Raw genomic sequence first — 25,096 nt, forward strand, 5'->3', positions numbered from 1 at the left:
TGTGGCAGCGCGCCGCGCACGCGGAGGCGGTGTGGGTCGCGGTCGGCCCTTCGGTCACCTACGTCGAGGCGCAGCTGCTGGGCGCGGAGCCGGCGGCGGAGGCGGTGGTGACGGCGACGCGCCGCGGCACGCGGCCGACGGTGCTGCGGCTGCCCACGACGGAGCTGGGCACCGGCCGGTTCTGCTGTCTGCTGCCGCACGAGGACTTCACCGGGCGGGTGGCCGGGTCGGCGCCGCGGGAGCGGGAGTTCTGGGACCTGCGGCTGGTGCTGCCGGGCGGCACGGCCGTACGCATCGGGCGGATCGGCGGGGACATCGTCGCGCGCAAGGACATCGACACCCATCCGTCGGCGTACCGCGGTGAGGGCGCGGCCCGCGCGCGGGTCCGTCCGTACTTCACCGACGCCAACGACCTGGCCCTGGTGGCCGCGCCGGCTCCGGCGCCGGACACCGCGGCCGTGCACGCGGCCGCGCCCCGGTGCGCGCATCTGCGGAACGGCTGAGACAGCGGTCCACAGCCGGCCGGCGGGCGCGTCTCAACTCGCCGGCGGCGCCGTCCTCGTCGTACCGGCGAAGACCGACCAGGTCACCGGGCGGCTCATGAAGGGGCTGAAGGAGCGGGCGCGCGGGCTGGGGGCGCTGCGCCGGCGGGTCGCGCGGTGTCCGGTGCCGCCGGCCGTCTCGGCGCGGTGGGCGTCGGCCGCGGACGGGAAGGGCGCGCCGAACACGCCGTGCCAGAGCCCGATCGCGCCGGTGTGGTCGCCGGCCTGCTCCCGGCGGCGGGCCTCGGCGGCCTGCGCGGCCAGTGCGGCCAGCACCTCGGCGCGAGCCGTGCGCTGTGCCCCGGTCCAGTCGGCGGTGAGGTCCTGGGAGCCGGTGGGGTCCAGGACGGGGCCGGTGACGGCCTGCGCGGCGTGCGCGAGGGTGGTGGCGATCGCGTCGGTGTGCTGCCGGGGTCCGGAGACGGCTTCGTAGGCCAGCGCCTCCCACAGGAGGCCGCGGGTCTCGCGCAGTACGGGGTGGCCACCCCTTAACGACTTGACCATGCGGACCTGGTGGACGAAGCGGCCGTCGGTGGCGTGGTCGTGCCGGCCGATGACGCGGTTGAGCGTGCGGACCGTCGAGCGCTCCCAGGTGTCCCGCTCCCAGTTGGCGGTGAGCAGGTCGGTGCAGCGCGGGTCGGCGAGGGCCGGGGTCAGGCCGAAGGTCACGTCCAGGTCGGCGAAGGTGACCTGGAGGGCGCGGGAGGTGCGGTCCTCGTCGCCGAAGCGGGAGCCGGGGAACGCCTCGGTGACCGTGTCGCAGAGCATCGCCATGGCGTCGGCGGCGCCGCCGGGGCGCTTGACGAGGCGGGCGAAGCGCCGGTGGAAGACCATGACCATGCCGATGTCGTCCAGCGGGGCGATGCGGGTCTTCCGGGCGAAGCTGCCCTGGAGGCAGCTGCTTTCGATCAGGCCCGCGTTCTTCAGCGCCGCGGTGATCTGGCGGTGCCGGCGACGGGCCCTCTCGTAGCGGCCGGGTTCCAGGGCGAGAGCCTGGTCGAAGTCGCCGAATGCGGTCCTGGCGGTGTAGGTCATCGCGAGGGGCTCGTTTCTCTCGACAGCAACGGGACGAGGGGGCATTCCGGTTGGGCGTCCGCGGCGGTGCCGGGTACGTCCGGGGAGGAGCGAGCGTAGCGGGGAATCGTTTCAGCGGAAGGGGTCGAACGTGTCACATCATGCATGGGAAAAATCGTTCCTCTCCGACGCCGGCCGACGACCGGACAAGCCGCGGCGAGTTGTCTTGTGCCACTCCGTGCCACTCCCGCACGACGGGTTCCGGTTCCCTCCGTGCGCACACCGGTCCGTCCGGGCGGCCGCACCTCCCGGGCGAACGCGCGGCACTCCATTCAACTACGCATATATCTGTCGTGGAGCACCGCGAAAGAGCTCGTCCTGATCGATGATGAACTTAATTCCCCCTTTCTCGTCCACCTCCGACAGCACCTGTTTCACGCCCTGTTGCCATCGCGACCGCATCCGACAGCGGCAGCGACCTTCTGGCATATGCCAGAGTCGTCCCGGCGACATACCCCTCCGGCGGACCGCCGACACCGCTCAGTTCGGGAGATCCGCTGCCAACAGGTCCAGCAGAAGCGAGTCGTGCCAGGTGCCGTCGGGTCCGCGCTCGTACTGGCGCATGATCCCGACCGGCCGGAAGCCGGCCTTCCGATAGCTGCGGATCGCCGCCTCGTTGTCCGCCGCCGGATCGATCGTGATCCGGTGGTGACCACGCTCCGTCAGCAAGTGCCGCGCCAGCGTGCGCACCGCGTCGGTGCCCAGCCCCCGGCCGTGCAGCGCCGCCGTCAGATAGATGTCGATATTCGCGTGCCGATAGTCCGGATCCGATTCCTGCGACCACTGGATCGCGCCAATGATCCGGCCCGCGTACTCGATCGCGTACGTGTACTTCCCGGGCGAGGCGAGGTCATCGGCGACCTCGGCCTCCAGGTCCTTCCCGCCGCGCCATCGCGCGTACACCTCGGGCTCGCCCCGGATCGCGGCCAGGACGGGGATGTCGTCCGCCGTGGCGGGGCGCAGTACCACGTCGACGCCGTACAGAGTCGTCTGCATACGCCATGACGCTAGCGGCCGGGCCCCGCCACCGCACCGGTGCGGCCCGGCGACCGCGATCTTCCGGACGCCCGGGGCTACTGGGCGGCGTGCCGCTCGCGCAGCGCGGTCTTGAGCACCTTGCCCGCCGCCGAGACCGGCAGCGCGTCGGTGAAGTACAGCTCGCGCACCCGCTGGTACGGGGCGACGCGCTCGGCGACGTACGCCATCAGCTCCTCCGCCGTCGCCGCCGTGCCGTTCCGCAGGACCACATAGGCGGCGGGGATCTCCCCCGCGTCCGCCGCGGGCGCGCCGATCACCGCGGCCGCCGCCACCGCCGGGTGCCCGGCCAGGATGTCCTCCAGGTGCAGCGGATAGACGTTGTACCCCTTGTAGATGAGCATGTCCTTGGCGCGCCCCGACAGGAAGAGGTGGCCCCGCTCGTCCAGCCGCCCGATGTCACCGGTGCGCAGCCAGCCGTCGGCGTACTGCTCGGCGGTGAGTTCCGGGTGGCCCTGGTACCCGTCGGTGACCTGCGGGCCGCGCGCCCACAGCTCACCGGTCTCCCCCACCCGCAGTTCGCGCTCGGGGTCGAGCAGGTCGCGGATGGACAGCTCGGTGTCCGGGAGCGCGACGCCGACCGTGCCGTGCGGCGTCCCGGCGGCGGCGTCCAGCGGCCACATGGCCAGCGCCATGGTCGCCTCGGTGAGCCCGTAGCCCTCGCTGAACAGCGCGTCCGGGAAGAGTTCGGTGAGCCGCTGCCGGGTCCCGGGGTCCATGGGCGCGGCACCGGAGTTGATGTTGCGTACGCATTTCAGGCGGCGCCCGGCGCTCGCCGGGGAGGCCAGCAGGGCCCGGTACATCGTGGGCGAGCCGCCGACCATGCCCACTTGGTGGGCCTCGAGGTCGTCGAGGAAGCGGGCGGGGTCGAAGCGGGTGTGCAGCACGGCCGTGGTGCCGATGACGGTGTGCGCGACCATGCCGACCAGGCCCATCGCGTGGAAGAGCGGGGCCACGGAGATCGTCGACTCGGTGCCGGGGACGGACTGGTGGGGCGTCGCGACCGCCTCGTCGCGGACCACGTCGAGCACGCCGTCCGCCTCCCGCAGCCGTCCGGCGGCCCGTACCCAGACGGTCTGGGCGGCGTTGGCGATCACGTTGCGGTGCAGCACGCGGACCGCCTTCGACCGGCCGGTGGTGCCGCCGGTGAACGCGAGGTGCGCCAGATCCTCCGGGCGCCGCCGCGCGGGCTCGGCCCTGCCGTACGTCAGCAGCTCGTCGGCGGCGAGGACGGTACGGCCGGCCGGGGGCTCGGGGACGGTGACCGGCCCCGGTTCACCGGGGGTGCCCGGTCCGCCGGGAGCCGGTACGACGGCGGTGAAGCGCACGCCGGGTGCGTCGGCGGCGTACACGGACGGCAGCGCGCCCGCGTAGGCGATCACCGCGCGGGCGTCCGAATCGGCGAGCTGCGCGGCCAGCGGGGCCGCGGGCTGCGCGGGGTTCGTGGGGCTGACGACCGCGCCGGCCAGCAGCGTGCCCCAGTACGCGACCGGGAACCACGGGCAGTTGGGGATCATCAGCAGCACGGTCTCGCCGGGGGCTATGCCGTGCTCGTGCAGGCCGCGCGCGAACCGCAGCGCCCGGTCGTACAGCTCGGCGTACGTCAGGCTCTCCCGCCCGTCGGTCAGCGCGAGCCGGTCGGGATAGCGCCGCGCGGCCCCGGCGAGCACGGCGCCGACGGGCAGGGGCGGGTAGTCCAGTGCGGTACGCGGCATGGGGCGACTCCTCGGGGGGTGCCGGTGTCTGCGGACGACGGCTACGGGAGGGCGTGAGGGACAACACGAGCGCGGAGGTCACATATTGGCGAACGATCGTTAAGCTAAGGCGGCGCCACGACCTCTGTCCAGGGGTCGGAAGTCGAAGGGACGGAACTTCCTGTGACAGCCGACGCAACAGCCGAGATCACCGGCACCGTGCAGTGGCGGGCCTGGCAGGACGGTGTGCTGCCGCCCGTCGAACGCGTCCGGGACGGCCTGTGGTCCCTCCCCGTCCCCATTCCGGACAACCCGCTGCGGTACGTCCTGGTCTACGCGCTGGAGGTGCGTGGCGGCCTCGCGCTCGTCGACGCGGGCTGGGACGCCGACGTCTCGTGGCAGGCACTCAACGACGGGCTGACGGCCATCGGTTACGACATCCGCGACGTCAAGGCCGTGCTGGTCACCCACAACCACGCCGACCACTTGGGCCTGGCGGGCCGGGTCCGCGACGCCTCCGGCGCGTACGTCGCGCTGCACGAGCTGGACGCCCATGCGATGCGCCCGGAGCTCGACACGTACGACAAGTGGCGGCACGGGTACGTCGGGCACCTGACGGAGCACGGCATGTCCGGCACCGACGCGGACGCCACCGCCGACATGATGGACCCCGACCGGCTGTTCCGCGCCCCGCGCCCGGACGTCCTCCTCCGGGACGGCGAGCGCATCGCCCTCCCCGGCCTTGACCTGCGGGTCGTCTGGACGCCCGGCCACAGCCCCGGCCACTCCTGCTTCTACGACCCCGACCGGCAGCTGCTGTTCTCCGGCGATCACGTACTGCCGCGGATCACGCCCTCGATCGGGTACCTCCTGCAGAGCGTCGGCGACCCGCTCGCGGACTTCCTGCGCTCGCTGGACAAGCTGACCGGCTACGACGTGGCCGAGGTGCTGCCCGCGCACGAGTACCGCTTCCGGCAGCTGGACCGGCGGCTCGCGTACATCGCTCGACACCACACCGAGCGGCTCGCGGAGACCCTGGCCGCGGTCACCGCGGCGCCCGGCAGCACCGCGTGGGAGCTGGCCGCGCACCTCAAGTGGTCGCGCAGCTGGCAGGAGTTCGGCCTTCAGCAGCGCCGCTTCGCGCTCGGCGAGACGCTCGCCCACCTCAAACTGCTCGCGGCCCGCGGGGAGATCACCGAGCACGCGGGCGGGCCGGAACAGCCCGGGGGCCCGCGTCGGCCAGCGCGCTGGACGCCGGCTGCCCCTAGGCGATGACGAACGATCGTTAACTTACGGCTGCATGGAGACCGTGTCCAGAGAGGGCGCCGCACAGGATCGGGCCGCCGTACCACGTCGGCCTGGGCTGCGGCGGAAATGGCGCATCCGGCACACGAGTTGCACACCTGTCACGGGCCTCACGGGCACAAGCGCGTTGCGCTGCCGTACCTGCCGCGCACCGGCCGGGCGCGGCCCAATCGTCGTGGAACGCCGCTGGTCGGCGCGGGTGAGTGAGTGAACGGCCGACGGCGGTCCGGCGGCAGTCCGGCGTCCGCCCACCGCAGCGACGACAGGACACCCGCCGGGAACTCGACGCAAAGAGACCGGTAAAGGTCCGAGACTGATCGGCGGCCGTCACCAGAGCCATCTCTCCAGGAACTCCACCCAGATGTAGCCCACGAACCCGTCGAAGGCCGGCGGGTCGATGGCCTTCAGCTGCACCGCCAGCCGCCCCAGCTCGGCCACCGCGGCGCCCTCATCGCCGTTCGGGTCGTTCAGGACCGCCGAGCGGCTCACGTGCAGCCCGTAGTGGTGCAGCGTGCGCAGCCACAGCTCTATCGAGGAGTTGGCGAACCACGCCTCGCCGTCGGGCAGTACGTAGTACACCGCACCGGAGTCGGGATCGACGCCGAACGCCCAGGTCAGCGCGGGCGAACGGCGGCCGTGCGCGTTCTGCGTCAGCCGGTACAGGAGCCGGCCGTCGCGGGTGCGCAGCTGCGGTTCGGGCTCGTGCTGGAAGCACGCCGTGCCGATGAGATTGTCCACCACCGGTATCCCGGTGGTCACCAGTAACGCCTTCTGGCGGTCCGGTATCCGCCACTTCGCCACGGCGTCCGGATCGGCCCGGACGACCTGTCCGGCACCGGCCCACGCCACCAGCTCTTCGTATTTCGGCACAGGAGCCCCTCCCCCCACGGCTGACCGCACGCGGCGGGACTCTACCGGGAACAACCGTCCGGCGAGTCGGACATCTGACCACGCGGCGCGGCGCGAAGGAGCAGACCGGGGCGGGAAAGAGAATTGAACGGTCGTTAAGAGCGGGTGGCCGACCACCGGCCGGGCACCCACCGCCGCGGGTCAGCCGGACCGGCGCGGGAGACTGCCGGCCGGCCGGTACTCGACCAGTACGAGCGCCAACTCGACGTAGCGCTCGGCCAGTTCACCGACGCCGACGTCACCGCCCGCGCTGTACCACTGCGCCACCGCATTGCACATCGCGATCACGCCGCGCCGGGCGTCCTCCGGATGCGGCGTACGGAACACGCCCTGTGCCACGCCCGCGTCGACCACTTCGTGGAACAGCCGCGAGCCGTCGTACTGCCGCTGCCGCGCCTCCTTCAGCCGGCCCTCGGAGAGGTGGCGCCACTCGGTCAGCAGCAGGCTGCTCTCCAGCCGGTGCTGGGCGCGGTAACGGACGGTGGCCCGCACCAGGGCGGCCAGCCGCTCCCCCGCGTCCGTCCCGGCCCGCGCCTGCTCGGCCTCGCAGGAGGCGAAGTACTGGGCGCTGCTCTCGTCCAGCAGGGCGTGCAGCAGCTCCTGCTTGCCCGCGTAGTAGTGGTACATCGCGGAGAGGCTGACCCGGGCCCGCCGCGCGATGCCGCGGATGGACGCCGCGCCGTAGCCGCGCTCGGCGAACTCGTACCGGGCGGCATCGAGGATGGCCTTCTGGCCCGCAGGCCGCACCGCACCCACCTGGGTCCTCCCGTTGACCGCATGACCGAACCTGACTGAACGAACGTTGGCTCAGTGTACGCAGCCGTACGGTGGTGCAGCGCAGCCGTACCGAAGGCGTATCCGGCCGTACACAGCCGCAACGCACGACGGAGCGCCGCCCGGACGGATCCGGACGGCGCTCCTCGGTCGGGGGACTCCCTCAGGTGTCAGTCCTTGACCTGCTGGCCCGAGAGGCGCTCGACGCCACGCAGGAGGGCCGAGTGGTCCAGGCCGCCGTCGCCCTGGGCGCGGAGCGAGGCCACAAGGTTCGCGACGACGGCGCCGACGGGCAGCGCGGCACCGACGGTACGGGCGGCGTCGGTGACGATGCCCATGTCCTTGTGGTGCAGGTCGATGCGGAAGCCGGGCTTGAAGTCGCGGTTCTTGAAGTTGTCCTTCTTGCGGCTCAGCACGGTGGAGCCGGCCAGGCCGCCGTTGAGGACGTCCAGGGCGGCGGCGAGGTCGACGCCGGACTTCTCCAGGAAGACCACGGCCTCGGCGCACGCCTGGATGTTGACGGCGACGATGAGCTGGTTGGCGGCCTTGACCGTCTGGCCGGAGCCGTGCGGGCCGCACAGCACGATGGTCTTGCCGAGCGCGTCGAACAGCGGCTTGGCGGTGTCGAAGTCGGCCTGGTCACCGCCGACCATGATGGACAGCACGGCCTCGATGGCGCCGGCCTCGCCGCCGGAGACCGGGGCGTCCAGGACGCGGATGCCCTTCTCGGCGGCGTTCTTGGCCAGGTCGATGGAGGTCTGCGGGGTGATCGAGGACATGTCGATCAGCAGCGCGCCGGACTTGGCGTTCTCCAGGATGCCGTCGGGGCCGTACGCGATGGCCTCGACCTGCGGGGAGGCCGGGACCATGGTGAGCACGACATCGGCGTCGCGGACGGCCTCGGCGATGCTCGCGGCCGCGGTGCCGCCGGCCTTGGCCAGCCGGTCGAGCTTGTCCTGCTCAAGGGTGAAGCCGGTGACGGAGTAGCCGGCCTTGATCAGGTTCTCCGCCATCGGGGAGCCCATGATGCCCAGGCCGATCCACGCGATCTTGGGGAGGTTGCTGCTCATGGAGAGTGTGATCCTTTCCAGGGGAAAAATGGGGACGGTATGAGGACGGTCAGGCGCTGTAGAGCCAGCCGAACGCCTGCGAGCTGGGGCGGTCGCCGGGCTTGTACTCCAGGCCCACCCAGCCGTCGTAACCGGCCTTCTTCAGACGACCGAGCAGGTCCGCCAGCGGCAGGTCGCCGGTGCCGGGCGCGCCGCGTCCGGGGTTGTCGGCGATCTGCACGTGCCCGGTCTTGTCCGCGTAGGCGTCGATGACCTCGTTGAGGTCCTCGCCGTTCATGGCCAGGTGGTACAGGTCCATCAGGAACGTGGCGTTGCCGAGCCCGGTGGCCGCGTTGACCTTGTCGACGATCTCGATGGCCTTCGGTGCCGAGACGATCGGGCAGCGCGGCGACTCGGTGGCGTTGAGCGCCTCGATCAGCAGCGTCGCGCCGATGCGGTCGGCGGCGCGGGCCGCGAGTACCAGGTTCTCCAGCGCCAGGGTGTCCTGGACCTGGGGGTCCACGCCGTCGACGCGGTTGCCGTAGAGCGCGTTGAGGGCCTTGCAGCCGACCGACTGCGCGAAGTCGGCGGCGACGTCGATGTTGGCGCGGAACTTGTCGGACTCCTCGCCGGGGACGGAGAGGGCGCCGCGGTCGGGGCCCGGCAGCTGTCCGGCGTAGAAGTTCAGGCCGATCAGCTGGGTGCCGGCGTCGTTCAGCGCGTGCCGCAGCGCGTCCAGTTCGGACTGCTCGGGAACCGGCGCGTCGACCCACGGCCACCACAGCTCGACCTCGGTGAAGCCGGCGGCGGCCGCCGCCGCGGGGCGCTCCAGCAGCGGCAGTTCGGTGAAGAGGATCGACAGGTTGACGGCGTAACGGGCGTCGGTGAAGCCCATGAGGGATGGCCTTCCTTCCGGTGCGGACGACAGGGGGCGGGGGCCGGGCCTCCCGCGTACGGGGCGCAGGCGGGAGGCCCGTCGGCGTCAGCTCTTCAGCGGCGAGATCGCGCTCGGCGCGTGCCACGGCTCGGTGGCGATCTCCTCGAACTCCGTGACATCGCTGATGTCCGCGGTCTTGCTCATCGCGATGTTGGTGATCCGCTCCAGGATCGCCTCGACGACGACCGGCACGCGGTGCTCGGCGGCGAGCTTCTTGGCCTGCTCGAAGGCGGCGCCCAGCTCGCTCGGGTCGGTGACGCGGATCGCCTTGCAGCCCAGGCCCTCGGCGACCTTGACGTGGTCGACGCCGTAGACGCCCAGCTCCGGGGAGTTGATGTTCTCGAACTCCAGGTTGACCTGGAAGTTGATGTCCAGGCCGATCTGCGCCTGACGGATCAGGCCCAGGTAGGAGTTGTTGACGAGGACGTGGACGTACGGGATGCGGTGCTGCGCGCCGACGGCCAGCTCCTCCAGCATGAACTGGAAGTCGTAGTCGCCGGAGAGCGCGACGACCTGCGCGTCCGGGTCGGCGGTGGCGACGCCGAGCGCGGCCGGGATGGTCCAGCCGAGCGGGCCGGCCTGGCCGCAGTTGATCCAGTGGCGCGGCTTGTAGACATGCAGCATCTGCGCGCCGGCGATCTGGGAGAGGCCGATGGTGGTGACGTAGCGGGTCTCGGGCCCGAACGCCTTGTTCATCTCCTCGTACACGCGCTGCGGCTTCATCGGGATGTTGTCGAAGTGCGTGCGGCGCTGCAGGGTGGCCTTGCGCTCCTGGGTGGAGGCGGCCCACTCGCCGCGGTCCGGCAGCTTGCCCGCGGCCTTCATCTCCTTCGCCACCTCGACGAAGAGCTCCAGCGCCGCCTTCGCGTCGGAGGCGATGCCGTAGTCCGGGGCGAAGATCTTGCCGATCTGGGTCGGCTCGACGTCGACGTGGATGAACTTCCGGCCCTTGCGGTAGACGTCCATCTTGTAACCGGTGTGGCGGTTGGCCCAGCGGTTGCCGATGCCGAGGACGAAGTCGGACGCCAGGAAGTTCTCGTTGCCGTAGCGGTGCGAGGTCTGCAGGCCGACCATGCCGGCATTGAGCTCGTGGTCGTCGGGCAGGACGCCCCAGCCCATCAGGGTCGGGATGACCGGGATGCCGGTCAGCTCCGCGAACTCCACGAACAGGTCGGAGGCGTCGGCGTTGATGACGCCGCCACCGGCGATCAGCACCGGCCGCTCGGCCTCGTTCAGCATCGAGAGGGCCTTCTCGATCTGGGCGCGGGTCGCGAGGGGCTTGTAGACGGGCAGCGGCTCGTACGTCTCGGGGTCGAACTCGATCTCGGTCTGCTGGACGTCGATCGGCAGGTCGATCAGGACCGGGCCCGGGCGGCCCGACCGCATCAGGTGGAACGCCTGCTGGAAGACGCCGGGGACCTGCGCGGCCTCCAGGACCGTGGTCGCGGCCTTGGTGACCGGCTTGGCGATCGAGGCGATGTCGACGGCCTGGAAGTCCTCCTTGTGGAGCACCGAGGTGGGCGCCTGGCCGGTGATGCACAGGATCGGGATGGAGTCACCGATCGCGGAGTACAGGCCGGTGATCATGTCGGTGCCGGCGGGGCCCGACGTACCGATGCAGACACCGATATTGCCCGCGTGGGTACGGGTGTACCCCTCGGCCATGTGGGACGCGCCCTCCACGTGGCGGGCGAGCGTGTGCTGGATGCCGCCGCCGGCCTTCAGGGCCGCGTAGAAGGGGTTGATCGCCGCACCCGGCACGCCGAAGGCGTTGGTCACGCCCTCGCGCTTGAGGATCTCCACTGCCGCACGAGCGGCGGTCATACGAGGCATCGAGTACTCCTGCGTCGTCGGCCTGTCAGGAAGCGGACACGTTCCGGCGTGAGGCCCGGAAGTGACGTTTTCCGTATCTTGGAAAAGTTGTTTTGCTTTATGGAAGACGAAAGTAGAGCGAGACGCGGCAGCCGTCAAGACCGGACCGCGCCCTTCAGCCGAGGTGCGTCCTTCAGCCGGGGCGCGACCGGACAGCACGACGCCCTCCTCGGCTACTGGGCCGGGGAGGGCGTGGGAGGGAGGGCGGCGGGCGTCGGGCGGCGGCGCGGGAGGGTCAGCCGCGCTTGATGCGGCCGCGGACGGCGAGCACCGCGAGGCCGAGGAGGGCCGGCTCGGAAAGGCGGGACACCATCTCGATGTACGTACCGGCGGTGGTCAGATTCTGCCCACTGGCGCGGAAGACCACGGAGTGGATGACCACGTCGGCGGCCTTCTCCGCGCGCTCCCCCGTGAACCGGTCCAGAAAGGGCCGCTGGAGCTCCGGATGCCGTTTCCCGATGACGCCGGCGCTCGCCGGATAGTCGCGCGCGGGCGTGTCCGGCAGGCCGTACGCCATCATCAGCACGACCGTGGCCGCCATCGCGAGGCCGAGCCCGACGAGGGCGCGGGAGGCCCGCAGGCCGTACCCGGAGAGCAGCCAGTACGCCTGCAGCAGCCAGCGCTCCGCCTTGCGCCGCCCGTGACTGTACCGGCGCATCTCCATTTCGCCGTAATAGAAATCCGCCGCGCCCGGCTCGTCCTTCGCGTCCTCGCGTGCTTTACGGAGCTGGCGGTAGGTCGTGGTGAGCGTGGCGAGTCCCGGTACGCCGTCCGGCGACTCCGGCGGATCGCCCCAGGCGTGCCGCGCCGCATGGCGGCGACGGGGCAGCGTGCGCCATTGCCGCTCTTCCTCGATGATCTGGCGCTTGGTGCACCAGCGGGGAATTCCCCGGCCCCACTGGACGCCTCGGGGCGCGGCGGAGAGCCGCCATTTCCCTTCGAATCTCAGCTGGTCGAGGTGGTGTGCGCCGGAGAAACGGCAATGGGTCAGATCCACGTCGCTGAGCAGCAGCATGGCGGCGTCGACTCCGCGGATCGAGGCAATGGAGACCTCGATGTCGTGGGCGGCAGAGAGGGGCTCTTCGCCGGGGCGGCGAGGCGTGGAGAGGTCGGTCGCCACCGAGCTCGGGAACAGCAGTACGGCATCGGTGAGGTCGATTGTCGCCCATCGTGCGCGCAGCGCGACGGCCCCCTCGAAAAGCGCGGAACGGGCATCGATCCCCGCCGCCAGCACGGAAATCTGCAGGGCGTTACGGAATTCTGCATCGGTCAGCCGAAGCGTTTCCCGGCATATCACAGGCCCTCGCCAGGACGCCGCGAAGACCGCCCGCATAAAGCTCACATCGCGCCGGAACACCGCATTGCCGAACCACGCCATGCCGTCGAACCGGCATCCGCCGAACCACGCCGCACCGTCGAATTCCGTGCCTTCGAACCCCGCGTCCTCGGCGAAACTCACTCCCCCGAACGAAGCGATACGAGAAAAGCGGGACCCGTTGAACCAGGCACCTTTCTCGAACCTTGCCCCGTCGAGGGTGACGCCGGAGTCGAAGCGCGCCCCTTCGAATACCGCATCATCACGGAAGCGGGCTCCCGCGAAATCCACGGTTTCCGGGAAACGCGCCCGGTGAAAGGACGCGGAGCCCACGACGGGCCGCCCGTCGTCGCCGCCCAAGCGGCCCAGTAAGTCCGCGAACAGCCAGGGGGGCAACGTCACCCCGCGACAGTCCAGATCGGAACCGGGCCCCAGACCCGCCAAGTACGCCTCGCGCTCGGCGGGTTCGAGATGTGCGAGGCACCGGGCGCCCGCCCGGCTGCCCCGGCATCCGACCGGATCGTCCGCGGAGGCCCCGAACCGGCAGAGATCCCAATCCGGTGGAGTCGGAGTCGGAGTCGTGTCCATGCCGGTGATCCGATCAGCACGGCCACCACAGCGCAACGGGCCGGTACGCAGCGCACGTTGCGTACCGGCCCGTTGCGAGAAGCGTCAGCGGATCGGCATGCCCGCCAGCGTCCGTGCGATCACCAGGCGCTGGATCTCGCTCGTACCCTCGAAGATCGTGTAGATCGCGGCATCCCTGTGCATGCGCTCGACGGGGTACTCGCGGGTGAAGCCATTGCCGCCCAGGATCTGAATGGCCTGACCCGTGACCTTCTTTGCGGTCTCACTCGCGAAGAGCTTGGACTGGGAGCCCTCGGCGGCGGTGAAGGGCTTGCCGTTGACCGCCATCCAGGAGGCGCGCCAGACCAGCAGCCGGGCCGCGTCGATCGACGTACGCATGTCGGCGAGCTGGAAGGCGACGCCCTGGTTGTCGATGATCGGGCGGCCGAACTGCTCGCGGGTCTTGGCGTATTCGAGCGCTTCCTCATACGCGGCGCGGGCGGTGCCGACCGCCATCGCACCGACGGCCGGGCGGGACGCCTCGAAGGTCGCCATCGCGGCGTTCTTCACTCGCTCGCCGCCGCCCGCCTTGGCGCGCTCGCGGGCGCGGGCCATGCGCTCGTCCAGCTTCTCCTTGCCGCCGAGCAGGCAGCTGCCGGGGACGCGGACGTCCTCCAGGACGACCTCGGCGGTGTGCGAGGCGCGGATGCCGTGCTTCTGGAACTTCTGGCCCTGGGCGAGGCCGGGGGTGCCCGGCGGGATGATGAAGGAGGCGTGGCCCTTGGAGCCCAGCTCCGGGTCGACGACCGCGACGACGACGTGGACGTTGGCGATGCCGCCGTTGGTCGCCCAGGTCTTGGTGCCGTTCAGCACCCACTCGTCCTTGGCCTCGTCGTAGACGGCCCGGGTCCGCATCGAGGCGACGTCCGAGCCGGCGTCGGGCTCGGAGGAGCAGAAGGCGGCGACCTTGACGTCGTTCACATCGCCGTACATCTGCGGGATCCAGGTGCCGATCTGCTCCTCGGTACCGTTGGCGAGGACGCCGACGGCGGCCAGGCCGGTGCCGACGATCGACAGGGCGATGCCCGCGTCGCCCCAGAACAGCTCCTCCATGGCCATGGGGATGCCGAGGCCCGTGGGGTCGAAGTACTGCTGGGCGTAGAAGTCGAGCGAGTAGATTCCGATCTTGGCCGCTTCCTGGATCACCGGCCAGGGGGTCTCCTCGCGCTCGTCCCACTCGGCGGCGGCGGGGCGCATGACGTCCGCGGCGAATCCATGGATCCAGTCCCGGACTTCCTTCTGCTCGTCGTTGAGTTCCATGATGAACTCGGCCATGACCCCTCCAGCAGTGCGTTACTTGCGGTAACAGCAGTCTGTTACTCACGAGTAAGCACTGTCAACCTCAGCGACCGATATCTCCCGCCCAATGGACAGGGTGTTACGTTGCGCGAACAGCACGAAGTCACCACAGGGCGGGGAGCCGGACGATGGAAATGACACAGGAGAGCCGCCGCACAGCCAGTGAGCGCCGACGACGCGAGCTGCTGGAGGCCGCGGACCGCGTGGTCCTCCGGGACGGCCCCGAGGCGTCGATGAACGCGATCGCGGCCGAGGCCGGGATCACCAAGCCGATCCTCTACCGGCACTTCGGCGACAAGGGCGGCCTCTACCGCGCACTCGCCGTACGCCACACCGACGCTCTCCTCGCCGGCCTGCGGGCCGCGCTGGACTCCCCCGTGGCACGAAGGGAGCGGGTCGAGGCCACGCTCGACACCTACCTCTCGGCCATCGAGGCCAGGCCGCAGGTCTACCGCTTCCTGATGCATCCGTCCGACGAGGGCCAGACGCCGGACAGCGGTTTCGACGTCGGCCGGCACTCCGCTCCCCTGCTGCGGCGGATGGGCGAGGAGCTCGCGCAGGTCATCGCCGAGCGGGTGGACCTGGGGCCGGTCGGCGACGAGCTGGCGCGGGTGTGGGGCCATGGCATCGTCGGGATGATGCACGCGGCCGGCGACTGGTGGCTGCGCGAGCAGCCGTGTTCGCGAGCGCAATTGGTACAGCATCTCGCGGACCTGCTGTGGGGCCGACTCGCAGCGGCGGGCGACCGCCCGGGCGGCCCGGGGTTCTAGGCCCGGGCCGGGCCGGAGGTGACGTTTCGCCTTCCGGCCCCCCTTGTACTGGGGAACGCTCGAGTGGCTGAGGTGGTGCCCGACCCGCCCGGGGTTCTGAACCACGGCAGTACGGGCAGTACCCGCTAGCCCGCCACCGTCCGGCCCGCCCACGGTGCCTTCGCGGCAGCCCGCAGTGCGCGGCGGCGGCGCAGGCCGGTGAGGTGGTCGACGTACAGGCCGCCGTCCAAGTGGTCGCATTCGTGCTGCAGGCAGCGGGCGAAGAAGCCGGTACCGGAGATCCGGCGCGGCTCCCCGTCCACCGTGACGCCCTCGACCACCGCCTCGTCGTGGCGCGGCGTACCGGATTCGATCCCGGGCAGCGACAGGCAGCCCTCGGGGCCGCGCAGGACCTCGCCGTCCACCGCCACGAGCCGGGGGTTGACCACGTGTCCGAGGTGGCGGACGTCCTCGTCGTCCGGGCAGTCGTAGACGAACACCCGCTGCGCGACGCCGATCTGGTTCGCGGCGAGGCCGACACCCCGCGCCGCGTACATCGTCGCGAACATGTCCTCCACGAGCCGCGCCAGCGCCGGCCCGAAGTCGGTGACCTCCTCGCACGGCGCGTGCAGGGTCGGGTCGCCGAGCAGCCGCATGGGGCGGACGCGGCCGGAACTGCCGGGGATGGAGCGGTGTCGCATGGGGGCAAGAGTACGTTCCGGCCGACGACCAGCGGCGTTGCGGTCCGGGCAGCGGCCCGGCCGGCCCGCCGGATCGCCGGGCGCCGGGCGCCGGCCCGGTCGTCGCTCCCGGTGCAGCGGCGCTGTACGGCAACCCCGTACGGCAGCCCTGTACGGCGGCGGACCGGGCACCACATCAACCACTGCCGGACGTCACATCAACCACTACGGGCACCACATCAGCCGCTACCGAGCACCACATCCACCACTACCGGGCACCACATCAGCCGCTCGAGCGTTCCCCAGTACAAGGGGGGCCCGAGAGCCGAAACGTCACCTCCACACCCCCCTCACGGGTGGTCTGGTTCGGGCCCCGGCGCGGAAATCGATAGGCTGATCCCCAACCACAGCCTCCCGGCCGGCCGGGCCGGTACGGAGGGGCGTTCCACCGGCGGCCCCGGGGGCAGGAGGGCGCCGGATGCAAGGAGGATCTAGGACGATGGCAGGCAACACGGACCCGCTGTCGCCGCGGGCCAAGCTGGCCGTGACGGCGGGCAGGGCCGCGGCGGCGGCGTCGCGCGCGGTGGGCCGCGGCAGCGGATCGGTGATCGGTGGCAAGGTCGCGCTCAGGCTCGACCCCGACCTGCTGGCCCGGCTCGCCCAGCACCTGGACGTGGTCCTGGTGTCCGCGACCAACGGCAAGACCACCACGACCCGGCTGATCGCGGAGGCGCTGCGGGCCAGCGGCCCCGTCGTCTCCAACGCGCTCGGCGCGAACATGCCGGCCGGCATCACCTCGGCGCTGGCCGGGGGTTCGGACGCGCGGTACGGCGTCATCGAGGTCGACGAGAAGTACCTCGCCGGCGTCGCCCGCGACGTCACCCCCAAGGCCATCGCGCTGCTCAACCTTTCGCGTGACCAGCTCGACCGCGCCGCCGAGACCCGCATGCTGGCGGAGCAGTGGCGCGAGGGGCTGGCCGGTTCCAAGGCGCTCGTCGTCGCCAACGCGGATGACCCGCTGATCGTCTGGGCGGCCTCCTCGTCCGCCAATGTCGTATGGGTCGCGGCGGGCCAGGAGTGGAAGGACGACGCCTGGTCCTGCCCGTCGTGCGGCGGCGTGATGCAGCGCCCCGGCGACGACTGGTTCTGCGGCGAGTGCGGCTTCCGCCGCCCGACGCCGAGCTGGGCGCTCTCCGGCGACCACGTGCTGGACCCGCACGGTTCGGCCTGGCCGATCAAGCTCCAGCTGCCCGGCCGCGCGAACAAGGCCAACGCCACGACCTCGGCCGCGGTGGCCGCCGCCTTCGGCGTGCCCCCGCAGGTCGCCCTGGAGCGGATGTACTCCGTCCAGGCGGTCGCGGGCCGGTACGACGTGGTCTCCTTCCTCGACCGCGAGCTGCGGCTGCTGCTGGCGAAGAACCCGGCCGGCTGGCTGGAGACGTTCTCGCTGATCGACCCGCCGCCGACGCCGGTGATCCTGTCCGTCAACGCCCGCGGCGCCGACGGTACGGACACCTCCTGGCTCTGGGACGTCGACTACACCCGGCTCGCCGGCCACCCGATCTTCGTGATCGGCGACCGCAAGCTGGACCTCGCGGTCCGGCTGGAGGTCGCGGGCCTGGAGTTCCAGGTGTGCGAGGACGCCGACGAGGCCGTACGGAAGGCACCGCCGGGGCGTATCGAGGTCATCGCCAACTACACCGCCTTCCAGGACCTGCGCCGCCGCGTGGGCAACTGACCCGATCCGCAACGGACAAGGACGAGCAAGCATGAGTGACAACAGCCTGCGTCTGGTGTGGATCTACCCGGACCTGCTGAGCACGTACGGGGACCAGGGCAACGCACTGGTGGTGGAGCGCCGGGCGCGGCAGCGCCGCCTCGACGTCCAGCGCCTGGACGTCCGCTCCGACCAGCCGATCCCCACCTCGGGCGACATCTACCTGATCGGCGGCGGCGAGGACCGGCCGCAGCGGCTCGCGGCCGAGCGGCTGCGCCGGGACGGCGGTCTGAACCGGGCGGTCGCCAATGGCGCGATCGTCTTCTCGGTGTGCGCCGGTTACCAGATCCTGGGCCACGAGTTCATCAACGACCTGGGCGAGCGCGAGCAGGGGCTCGGGCTGCTGGACGTGGTGAGCACCCGCGGTGAGGGCGAGCGGTGCGTCGGTGACGTACTGGGCGACATCGACCCGGAGCTCAACCTCCCGCCGCTGACCGGCTTCGAGAACCACCAGGGCGTCACCCACCTCGGGCAGACCGCCCGCCCGTTCGCGAAGGTACGATTCGGCAACGGCAACGGCGTGGGGGACGGCTACGAGGGCGCGTGGAACGACACCGTCTTCGGTACGTACATGCACGGGCCCGTGATGGCCCGTAACCCGCACATCGCCGACCTGCTGATCAAGCTGGCGCTGGACGTCAACGCGCTGCCGCCGGTGAGCGACCACTGGTACGAGGCGCTGCGCCAGGAGCGCATCGCGGCGGCTACGCAGCCGGCGTGACTGTCACGGCGGCCGGCATGAGCACGTCGGCCGCCGTGACGTTCCGCCACTTGGGCCCCCCTTGATACAGGGGTAACGATCGGGGAGCCGTCGATGTGCCCGTAACGGCTTGGCCGGATAACAGCGTTTTTGCGTGCCCGCAGTCCCGCACTGCGGGCACGCGCGCGTTCATGTGCCGCGCGCTTGTAGGGTGACGACATCCCAACCGGACGACGGGGTCCGGTCATCCGGTTGAGTTGCAGAGGTTCTACGAGCAATGCGTATTGGTGTACTCACCTCCGGAGGCGACTGCCCCGGTCTGAACGCCGTCATCCGCTCCGTCGTGCACCGCGCCGTCGCCGACCACGGCGATGACGTCATCGGCTTCCGCGACGGCTGGCGCGGCCTGCTGGAGTGCGACTACCGCAAGCTCGACCTGGACGCGGTCGGCGGCATCCTGGCCCGTGGCGGCACCATCCTCGGCTCCTCGCGCGTGCAGCCCGCGCATCTGCGGGACGGCGTCGAGCGGGCCCGCGGCCACGTCGCCGACCTCGGTCTGGACGCGATCATCCCGATCGGCGGCGAGGGCACGCTGAAGGCGGCCCGGCTGCTGTCGGACGCCGGGCTGCCGATCGTCGGCGTGCCGAAGACCATCGACAACGACATCTCGTCGACCGATCTGACCTTCGGGTTCGACACGGCGGTCGGCGTGGCGACCGAGGCGCTGGACCGGCTCAAGACCACCGCCGAGTCGCACCAGCGGGTGCTGATCGTCGAGGTCATGGGCCGGCACACCGGCTGGATCGCGCTGCACTCGGGCATGGCGGCCGGCGCGCACGCCATCGTCGTGCCCGAGCGCCCCTTCGACATCGACGAGCTGTCGGAGCGGGTCGCGGCGCGCTTCGACGCGGGCAAGAAGTTCGCGATCGTCGTCGTGGCGGAGGGCGCGAAGCCGCAGGCCGGCTCGATGGACTTCGAGGTCGGCGGCAAGGACGCGTACGGGCACGAGCGCTTCGCGGGCGTCGCCCGGCAGCTGGCCGTCGAGCTGGAGGACCGGCTCGGCAAGGAGGCCCGCGCGGTGATCCTGGGCCACGTGCAGCGCGGCGGCACTCCGACCGCGTACGACCGCGTGCTCGCGACCCGCTTCGGGTGGCACGCGGTGGAGGCGGCGCACCGCGGCGACTTCGGGATGATGACCGCGCTGCGCGGTACGGACATCACGCTGGTGCCGCTGGCGGAGGCCGTCGAGACGCTGAAGACCGTGCCGGGCGACCGGTACGACGAGGTGGAGTGCGTGCTGTAGTCGCACCGCGTACGACACGGCGCTCGGGCTCTCGCCGCACCGCGTACGGCACAGCGCTCAGGAGCCGCCCCCGGTCACCGTCCGTGCCGGGGGCGGCTCTAGGCTGGTCGCGGAGCATTGGTGCGAATCAGGAGCGAGCGGATGGATCACAGCGGGCACGGCATGATGATGGATCTGCCGCCGTTCACGCTGGGGCGCGGGTTGGAGTTCGGCGGCGACGCCTTCTTCCTCGTCGGATGCCTGCTGGGGCTGGCGCTGTACGGCTGGGCCGTGGTGCGGCTGCGGCGGCGCGGCGACAGCTGGCCGGTGAGCCGGATCGTGGCCTGGGTCGTGGGCGTGCTGACGGTCGCCCTGGTGATGTGCACGAAGCTGAACGACTACGGCATGGCCATGTTCAGCGTGCACATGGTGCAGCACATGGTGATCAGCATGTTGTCGCCGATTCTGCTGCTGCTCGGCGCGCCGGTGACGCTGACGCTGCGGGCGCTGCCGACCGCGGGCCGCGGCCGCAAGGGCCCGCGCGAGCTGCTGGTGGCGTTGCTGCACAGTCGGTACATGCGGATCATCACGCATCCGGCGTTCACGATCCCGCTGTTCATCGCGAGCCTGTACGCGCTCTACTTCACGCCGCTCTTCGACTTCCTGATGGAGTCGCGGACCGGGCACATCGCGATGATGGTGCACTTCCTGGCCGTGGGGCTGGTGTTCTTCTGGCCGATCATGGGTGTGGATCCGGGTCCGCACCGTCCCGGCTATGTGATGCGGATGCTGGAGCTGTTCGCGGGCATGCCGTTCCACGCGTTCTTCGGCATCGCGCTGATGATGGCGTCGGAGACGATGGTGAAGACGTTCCAGCACCCGCCGGCCTCGCTGGGCGTCGACGCGCTCGCGGATCAGCAGGCGGCGGGCGGCATCGCCTGGGCCTTCAGTGAGATCCCGTCGGTGCTGGTGCTGATCGCGCTGGTCTTCCAGTGGTACACGACGGAGAAGCGGCAGTCGGTACGGATGGACCGGGCCGCCGACCGGGACGGCGACAAGGAGCTGGCGGCGTACAACGCCTATCTCGCGTCGCTGAACGCGCGCGGCCAGGGCTGACGCGGACTCGGTCCGGGAGTCGGGCGGGCGAGGCGGAATCCGGCGAAAGCTGGCGGTGCGGGCCGCGGCCGGGGAACATGTCCCCAAGGCCGCGGCCCGTGGCATATCCCCGTACGGGCCGCCGTGAGGAGGATGCCAGGATGCCCGGATCGGCTAAGGCGATGGCAGGGTGCACGGTGGGCGGGCTGATCCTGGCCACGGCGTACACGGTGGCGGTGGGCAGCAGCGGTTGGCTCTGGTTCGCGTGGGTGGTGCTGGCCCTGGTGACGGTCGGGGTGGTGGCCGGGAAGCGGTGGTGACCGCCTCCCCGCCTACGGGAGGGATCGGAGGCGCCGCACGGTCGCCTGCAAGGGCGCGGCCGGCTGGAGCAGCAGGCCGACGCGTGGGTCCGGGTCGGCGGGTGCCACGTCGAGGTGGCACCGCTGGGCGAGGGTGGCGAGCAGGAGTGCGGCCTCGACCTGGGCGAAGCGTCTCGTGCCCGGCGGCCCACAGGGTGGCGGCCTCGTCGCGCACCTCAGCGGCGGTCAGCGGCCGGCCCGCTTCGTCGCGGGCCGCCAGGAGCCTGCTCAGCAGGTCGTCGCGGTCCTCGGTGTCGCCGCGCCGCTGCCGCGCGCGGATCAGCCGGTGCACCTCGGCGTCGATGGTGGCGATGGCCCGGAGCAGGCGGCGCCGGCCCGGGGTGCGGATCCAGCCCGGCAGGAAGAGGGTCATGTTCCGCAGTTCGGCGCCGATGTGGTGTTCGGCGACGGCCATCGCCTCGCTGAGTTCCCCGGTCCGGTCGCCGAGGTCGTTGCCGAACAGGGTGCGCAGGACGATGCGCTGGGTGAGCAGCGCCATCTGGTGGCGTACGTCGATGCGGTCGCCGTCCCGCCACTGCCCGGCCGCGTCCTGCGCGCACTCGACCATGGCGGAGGCGTAGCCGCGTACCTGGCGGGGGCGGACGGTGGGCTGGACGAGGGACCGTTTGCGGCGCCAGTCGCCGCCCTTGCTGAGGATGAGGCTCTGGCCGGTGAGCTGTTTGAAGGCCCAGCCGATCTCCAGGAGCTCGAAGGTGCGCTCTCTGGCGGCCAGGAATTCGGCGATGTGCGCGGGGTGGAAGAGGAACAGGCTGCGCCGCGGCCCGAGGGACCAGGTCACCGCGTCGCCGAACTCGTCACGCAGCCGTACGAGGAAGCCCAGGGGGTCCCTGCCGAAGGCCGGGAGGTTGCCGAGGAGGGGCAGGCCGCGGGGTCCGGGTACGGGCTTGAGGGGGACGGAGGGCGGGGGCATGGGGTCTCCGGGGGCCAGGGGGCCGTCAGGCCGTACCGCGGAGTACGCGCTGTTCGAAGCGGTGGAAGGCGCTCTCCAGCCGCCACTGCAGGCGCGCCTTGAGGCCGATCGTGGTGCCGGTCCTGGGGGTGGCGGTGAGGTCGGGGCCCGGCAGGAATGCCTGTTCCAGCGAGGTCCGGGCGAGGTCCTTCAGTTCGGGGTAGCTCAGGTCGTACGTGGTCGCGGCGCGCTGGTACTCGTGGCTGATGTCGGTGCGGGAGATCCCGGGGTCGTCGGTGGCGAGGGTCACCGGTACGCCGGCCCGGCGGTAGCGCTGGAAGGGGTGGGCGTCCCCGCTGACGCCGAGGATCTGGGCGTTGCTCGTCAGGGGTGATTCGAGGGCGATGTGGTGGTGGGCCATGGTGCGCAGCAGTTCTTCGGCGTCGTCCTCGTGTGCCAGGTCCACGCCGTGGCCGATGCGCTCGGCGTGGCCGGTGTGTACGGCTTCGCGGATGTGGAAGCGCAGGTCGGCGGGCTTGACCAGGCCGGGTGTGAGTTCGCCGGCGTGCAGGGTGATGTGCGCGTGGGGGTAGACGCCGTGCAGGTAGTCCAGCATCCGCATGTGGAGCCGGTAGTCGCGCAGGGCGACGGCGCCGTCCTCCGGGGCGACGAGGTTGACCGCGACGAACCGCCGGTCGTGCTCGGCCAGCCGCATGCCGAGCGCGAGCTGCGTGAAGACCTGCTCGGGTGCGGCGGACCGGGTGCCCTGGGAGATGAAGCGGTACGTGACGCGGCAGGCGGGCGCCGGGGTGGCGGTGTCGCAGTGTGCGGTGCGGCGGAAGTCGGCCGTGGCGCGGTCGGCCTCCTGGCGGGCGTCGCGCACCACTTGGTCCAGCTTGCCGCCGGCCAGCAGCGCGCGGTGCATCCGGGCGAGGTCGGCGTCGTACCCGACGTCTGCGGCCAGCCGGCGCGCGGCGGCCCCGGCCGGGCTGACCATGGTCTCCAGGTACGACTGGTGGTTGGCGGCCGCGGTGCCGGCCACGTCGGCCAGCAGTTCACCGGTGTGCCGCTTGGTGACCTCGCCGAATTTGCCGAAGGCGGCGAAGAAGTGGTCGTGGCCGGATTCGCCGGGCGGGAGGTCCTGCATCGACCAGGCGCGGATCAGCCGCTGCCGGAAGGCGGGGTCGGTACGGGTGTCGGCGGCGGACCGGGTGCCGGCCCGGCACGGCGGCGGCAGGGCCGTGTCGGTCCGGTCGATGCACAGTCCGTCCTGCGCGGCGAGGCGGACGAGCAGCTCGGTGGAGACCGCGCCGGAGAGGTGGTTGTGCAGGTCACCGCCCTTGGGCAGGGCCTGCATGAACGCGCGCAGCGCCTGTGGGTGGTGCCGGATGGCGTCCAGGCGTGCGTCGACGCGCTGCTCGGCGGGGGTCGCGGGACGGCCGGCCGGTGGCGGTGTCGCGGCGGCGTCCGGTACGGCGGGCAGGGCCGCCGCGCCCAGGGAGGCGGCGCCCAGGAGGGCCAGTACGGCGCGCAGGCCGGGCTTGGGACGGGGTGCGGAAGCGCTCCTGCGGAGCCGGGTGCCGAAGATCACGGTGCATCTTCGGCATGCGGGGTGGCCGGGTGCGACCTGACAGGCCGAGATCCGGCCAAGGCCACCCGGTCGGCACAGCCACGGGCCCGGCGGCCCGGTGGCTGTGCCGGTGCGGTCCGGGCTCTTATGCCCCCGAGTACGCCCCGGAGACCGTCTCCAGCTGCCGCTCGGCTTCCCGGGCGGCGAAGGGGCACTGCCAGTCGGCGGGCTTGGGGCGGCCGGAGTAGCGGCGGGCCTCGGAGAGCTGCTCGTACTCGTACAGGTTGGGGTTGATGTCCCCCTGCAGCTTGATGTCCTGCTTGCGTATCTTGTCCGCCAGCCGGTCCCACATGCCGGCGCCCTTGATGAGGTCGAACTGCTCGTGGGAGTTGAAGGCCAGCATGGGGAAGGGAGGCCGGCGGCCCCAGCGGCGGTGCGTCTCGTGCAGACCGATCACGAAGAAGGGATGGCCGGCGACGCTGAACGCGAACTGCCCGGACTGGGGATCGGACGAGTAGCCGTCGGCCCAGCGATGGGATTCCGCGTCCTGCTCGTGGAGCAGTTGCAGCTGCTCCCAGAGAAGCTCTTCGAACCGCAGCTCATCGACTCCGCGAGGTTGCTCGAACGTCGCGATGAAGCTGGTGAACGTCCGGGGGCTCCAGTCCGCCGCGCCGACGAATTCCGCGAGGTCGAGCGCCATCAGCCGGGCGGCTTCCGTACTCCCCATCCGGTCGTAGTGCCGGTGGGTGATCCCGCCCCGGCGCCAGGCCGACCGGCCCGCCAGGCAGGAGAACCGCTCCCCCAGGATGAACTCCTCGACCTCGCCACGCGCATCCGCCGTCATGGCCAGCCTTCCTTCCAATTACGTGCCTCCTCACAGGGAGATCGTTCCGGTGTGCCTGGCTGATTGTGACGGCCGAAGGCCGGTCAAAGAAAATCCGCGGCGGAACGCGCGATGACGAATCGCCCGCATCCCCCTGCAATCGGGTGGTTGTGCGCCGCCGGACACCGTCACGGGGCAGGCGTTCCGGAGTCGTGAGGAACTCCGGAGGCGTGAGGAACAAGGAATCCAGGAACCCAGGAATCAGCAACCGAGGAAACAGGAACCGAGGAGAGGTGTGGCATGAGTGAGTACGAGCGTTCCCGGACGATGCCGGCGCTGCCCGAGCACGTCTTCGACCAGGCGAGCGATGTGTCGCGGCTCGATTCCTGGATGCCGGCGGAGCTGCACGTACGGGAGGAGGAGCTGCCGGCCGTGACGGTGCACGAGGACCGTACGGGCGAGGACGCGTCCGCTCTCTTCCGGGCCCAGTCCGACCAGCAGCGCCTGGAGTGGGGCACCCGGGAGACCGGCAGCTACGCCGGGTGGCTGCAGGTCGCCGGCATCGGGAGCGGGGCGAGCGAGGTGACCATCCACCTGTCCTTCTTCGAGGCGTCCCACGACCCGGGCGGCGAGGCCGTGGACGCCGCGCTGGACCGGAGCCTGGAGCGGCTGGCGGAGCAGGTGCGGCTGCGTGTCGACGACGCGGGATAGCCGACAGC

Annotated in this window: 20 protein-coding genes and 2 pseudogenes; 8 read left to right on the top strand and 14 right to left on the bottom strand. The window is 71.3% G+C overall.

Translation table 11 applies throughout. The features are described from left to right. Positions 1–503, top strand: a pseudogene (locus ABT381_RS20060) (hypothetical protein); the annotation flags it as partial. A 33-nt stretch (positions 504–536) separates the two neighbouring features. On the opposite strand, the gene ABT381_RS20065 reads toward ABT381_RS20060, so the two are convergent. The 3 genes from ABT381_RS20065 to ABT381_RS20075 all read right to left on the bottom strand — a co-directional run bounded on the left by ABT381_RS20065 (position 537) and on the right by ABT381_RS20075 (position 4,366). Next, entirely contained in the window at positions 537–1,577 is a 1,041-nt protein-coding gene (locus tag ABT381_RS20065; RefSeq protein ID WP_351595828.1) for an SMODS domain-containing nucleotidyltransferase, read from the bottom strand. A gap of 519 nt (positions 1,578–2,096) precedes the next feature. After that, positions 2,097–2,612 carry a GNAT family N-acetyltransferase gene (locus ABT381_RS20070; protein WP_351595831.1) on the bottom strand — a complete coding sequence of 172 codons (516 nt, stop codon included), beginning with the start codon at positions 2,610–2,612 and terminating at the stop codon, positions 2,097–2,099. Positions 2,613–2,689: 77 nt separating this feature from the next. Then, the gene (locus ABT381_RS20075) at positions 2,690–4,366 is read right to left on the bottom strand and encodes a class I adenylate-forming enzyme family protein (protein WP_351595833.1); all 1,677 of its coding nucleotides are present in this window, start codon (positions 4,364–4,366) and stop codon (positions 2,690–2,692) included. Between the two features lie 162 nt (positions 4,367–4,528). Here ABT381_RS20075 and ABT381_RS20080 point away from each other — a divergent pair, with 162 nt between their 5' ends. Next, positions 4,529–5,620, top strand: coding sequence for an MBL fold metallo-hydrolase (locus tag ABT381_RS20080; protein WP_351595835.1), 1,092 nt, complete (start codon positions 4,529–4,531; stop codon positions 5,618–5,620). A gap of 357 nt (positions 5,621–5,977) precedes the next feature. On the opposite strand, the gene ABT381_RS20085 is transcribed toward ABT381_RS20080, so the two are convergent. From ABT381_RS20085 to ABT381_RS20115, 7 genes are all read right to left on the bottom strand, one after another. Next, positions 5,978–6,520 (bottom strand): SUKH-4 family immunity protein, encoded by a 543-nt coding sequence (locus tag ABT381_RS20085; protein ID WP_351595837.1) that lies wholly within the window; start codon positions 6,518–6,520, stop codon positions 5,978–5,980. A gap of 180 nt (positions 6,521–6,700) precedes the next feature. Continuing rightward, the gene (locus ABT381_RS20090) at positions 6,701–7,315 is read right to left on the bottom strand and encodes a TetR/AcrR family transcriptional regulator (protein ID WP_351595840.1); all 615 of its coding nucleotides are present in this window, start codon (positions 7,313–7,315) and stop codon (positions 6,701–6,703) included. A 188-nt stretch (positions 7,316–7,503) separates the two neighbouring features. Then, complete coding sequence (locus ABT381_RS20095; RefSeq protein WP_351595843.1) at positions 7,504–8,403, bottom strand: 2-hydroxy-3-oxopropionate reductase; 900 nt, start codon at positions 8,401–8,403, stop codon at positions 7,504–7,506. Positions 8,404–8,452: 49 nt separating this feature from the next. Further along, on the bottom strand, positions 8,453–9,277 hold the full coding sequence (locus tag ABT381_RS20100) for a TIM barrel protein (RefSeq protein ID WP_351595846.1): 825 nt from the start codon (positions 9,275–9,277) through the stop codon (positions 8,453–8,455). Positions 9,278–9,364: 87 nt separating this feature from the next. Further along, a complete protein-coding gene (gene gcl, locus ABT381_RS20105; protein ID WP_351595849.1) occupies positions 9,365–11,152 on the bottom strand; it encodes a glyoxylate carboligase in 1,788 nt (595 codons plus the stop codon). Between the two features lie 274 nt (positions 11,153–11,426). Continuing rightward, on the bottom strand, positions 11,427–12,908 hold the full coding sequence (locus tag ABT381_RS20110; RefSeq protein WP_351595852.1) for a pentapeptide repeat-containing protein: 1,482 nt from the start codon (positions 12,906–12,908) through the stop codon (positions 11,427–11,429). 270 nt (positions 12,909–13,178) lie between these two features. Further along, positions 13,179–14,408 carry an acyl-CoA dehydrogenase family protein gene (locus ABT381_RS20115; RefSeq protein ID WP_351595855.1) on the bottom strand — a complete coding sequence of 410 codons (1,230 nt, stop codon included), beginning with the start codon at positions 14,406–14,408 and terminating at the stop codon, positions 13,179–13,181. 152 nt (positions 14,409–14,560) lie between these two features. Here ABT381_RS20115 and ABT381_RS20120 point away from each other — a divergent pair, with 152 nt between their 5' ends. Then, positions 14,561–15,202 (top strand): TetR/AcrR family transcriptional regulator, encoded by a 642-nt coding sequence (locus tag ABT381_RS20120; RefSeq protein WP_351595858.1) that lies wholly within the window; start codon positions 14,561–14,563, stop codon positions 15,200–15,202. A gap of 125 nt (positions 15,203–15,327) precedes the next feature. On the opposite strand, the gene def is transcribed toward ABT381_RS20120, so the two are convergent. Continuing rightward, positions 15,328–15,882: a peptide deformylase gene (gene def / locus ABT381_RS20125; RefSeq protein ID WP_351595861.1), complete on the bottom strand. Its 555-nt coding sequence runs from the start codon at positions 15,880–15,882 to the stop codon at positions 15,328–15,330. 478 nt (positions 15,883–16,360) lie between these two features. On the opposite strand from def, the gene ABT381_RS20130 reads away from it, so the two are divergent. The 4 genes from ABT381_RS20130 (at position 16,361) to ABT381_RS20145 (ending at position 20,736) form a co-directional block, all read left to right on the top strand. Beyond that, positions 16,361–17,599, top strand: a complete 1,239-nt coding sequence (locus ABT381_RS20130) for a MurT ligase domain-containing protein (protein ID WP_351595864.1) — start codon at positions 16,361–16,363, stop codon at positions 17,597–17,599. A 31-nt stretch (positions 17,600–17,630) separates the two neighbouring features. Next, positions 17,631–18,359, top strand: a complete 729-nt coding sequence (locus tag ABT381_RS20135; RefSeq protein WP_351595867.1) for a type 1 glutamine amidotransferase — start codon at positions 17,631–17,633, stop codon at positions 18,357–18,359. A 256-nt stretch (positions 18,360–18,615) separates the two neighbouring features. Then, positions 18,616–19,641: a 6-phosphofructokinase gene (locus tag ABT381_RS20140; protein ID WP_351595870.1), complete on the top strand. Its 1,026-nt coding sequence runs from the start codon at positions 18,616–18,618 to the stop codon at positions 19,639–19,641. Positions 19,642–19,782: 141 nt separating this feature from the next. Further along, positions 19,783–20,736: a cytochrome c oxidase assembly protein gene (locus tag ABT381_RS20145; protein WP_351595874.1), complete on the top strand. Its 954-nt coding sequence runs from the start codon at positions 19,783–19,785 to the stop codon at positions 20,734–20,736. 480 nt (positions 20,737–21,216) lie between these two features. Here ABT381_RS20145 and ABT381_RS20150 read toward each other — a convergent pair. The 3 genes and pseudogenes from ABT381_RS20150 to gntA all read right to left on the bottom strand — a co-directional run. After that, positions 21,217–22,005, bottom strand: a pseudogene (locus tag ABT381_RS20150) (cytochrome P450); the annotation flags it as partial. A 25-nt stretch (positions 22,006–22,030) separates the two neighbouring features. After that, positions 22,031–23,572 carry an adenosine deaminase family protein gene (locus tag ABT381_RS20155; protein ID WP_467753890.1) on the bottom strand — a complete coding sequence of 514 codons (1,542 nt, stop codon included), beginning with the start codon at positions 23,570–23,572 and terminating at the stop codon, positions 22,031–22,033. Between the two features lie 127 nt (positions 23,573–23,699). Further along, entirely contained in the window at positions 23,700–24,398 is a 699-nt protein-coding gene (gntA, locus tag ABT381_RS20160) for a guanitoxin biosynthesis heme-dependent pre-guanitoxin N-hydroxylase GntA (protein ID WP_351595877.1), read from the bottom strand. A gap of 279 nt (positions 24,399–24,677) precedes the next feature. On the opposite strand from gntA, the gene ABT381_RS20165 reads away from it, so the two are divergent. Next, complete coding sequence (locus ABT381_RS20165; RefSeq protein WP_351595880.1) at positions 24,678–25,088, top strand: SRPBCC family protein; 411 nt, start codon at positions 24,678–24,680, stop codon at positions 25,086–25,088. The last annotated feature ends 8 nt before the right edge of the window (positions 25,089–25,096 follow it).

The sequence above is a fragment of the Streptomyces sp. NPDC000151 genome, from assembly GCF_040301705.1.
Taxonomy (GTDB): domain Bacteria; phylum Actinomycetota; class Actinomycetes; order Streptomycetales; family Streptomycetaceae; genus Streptomyces.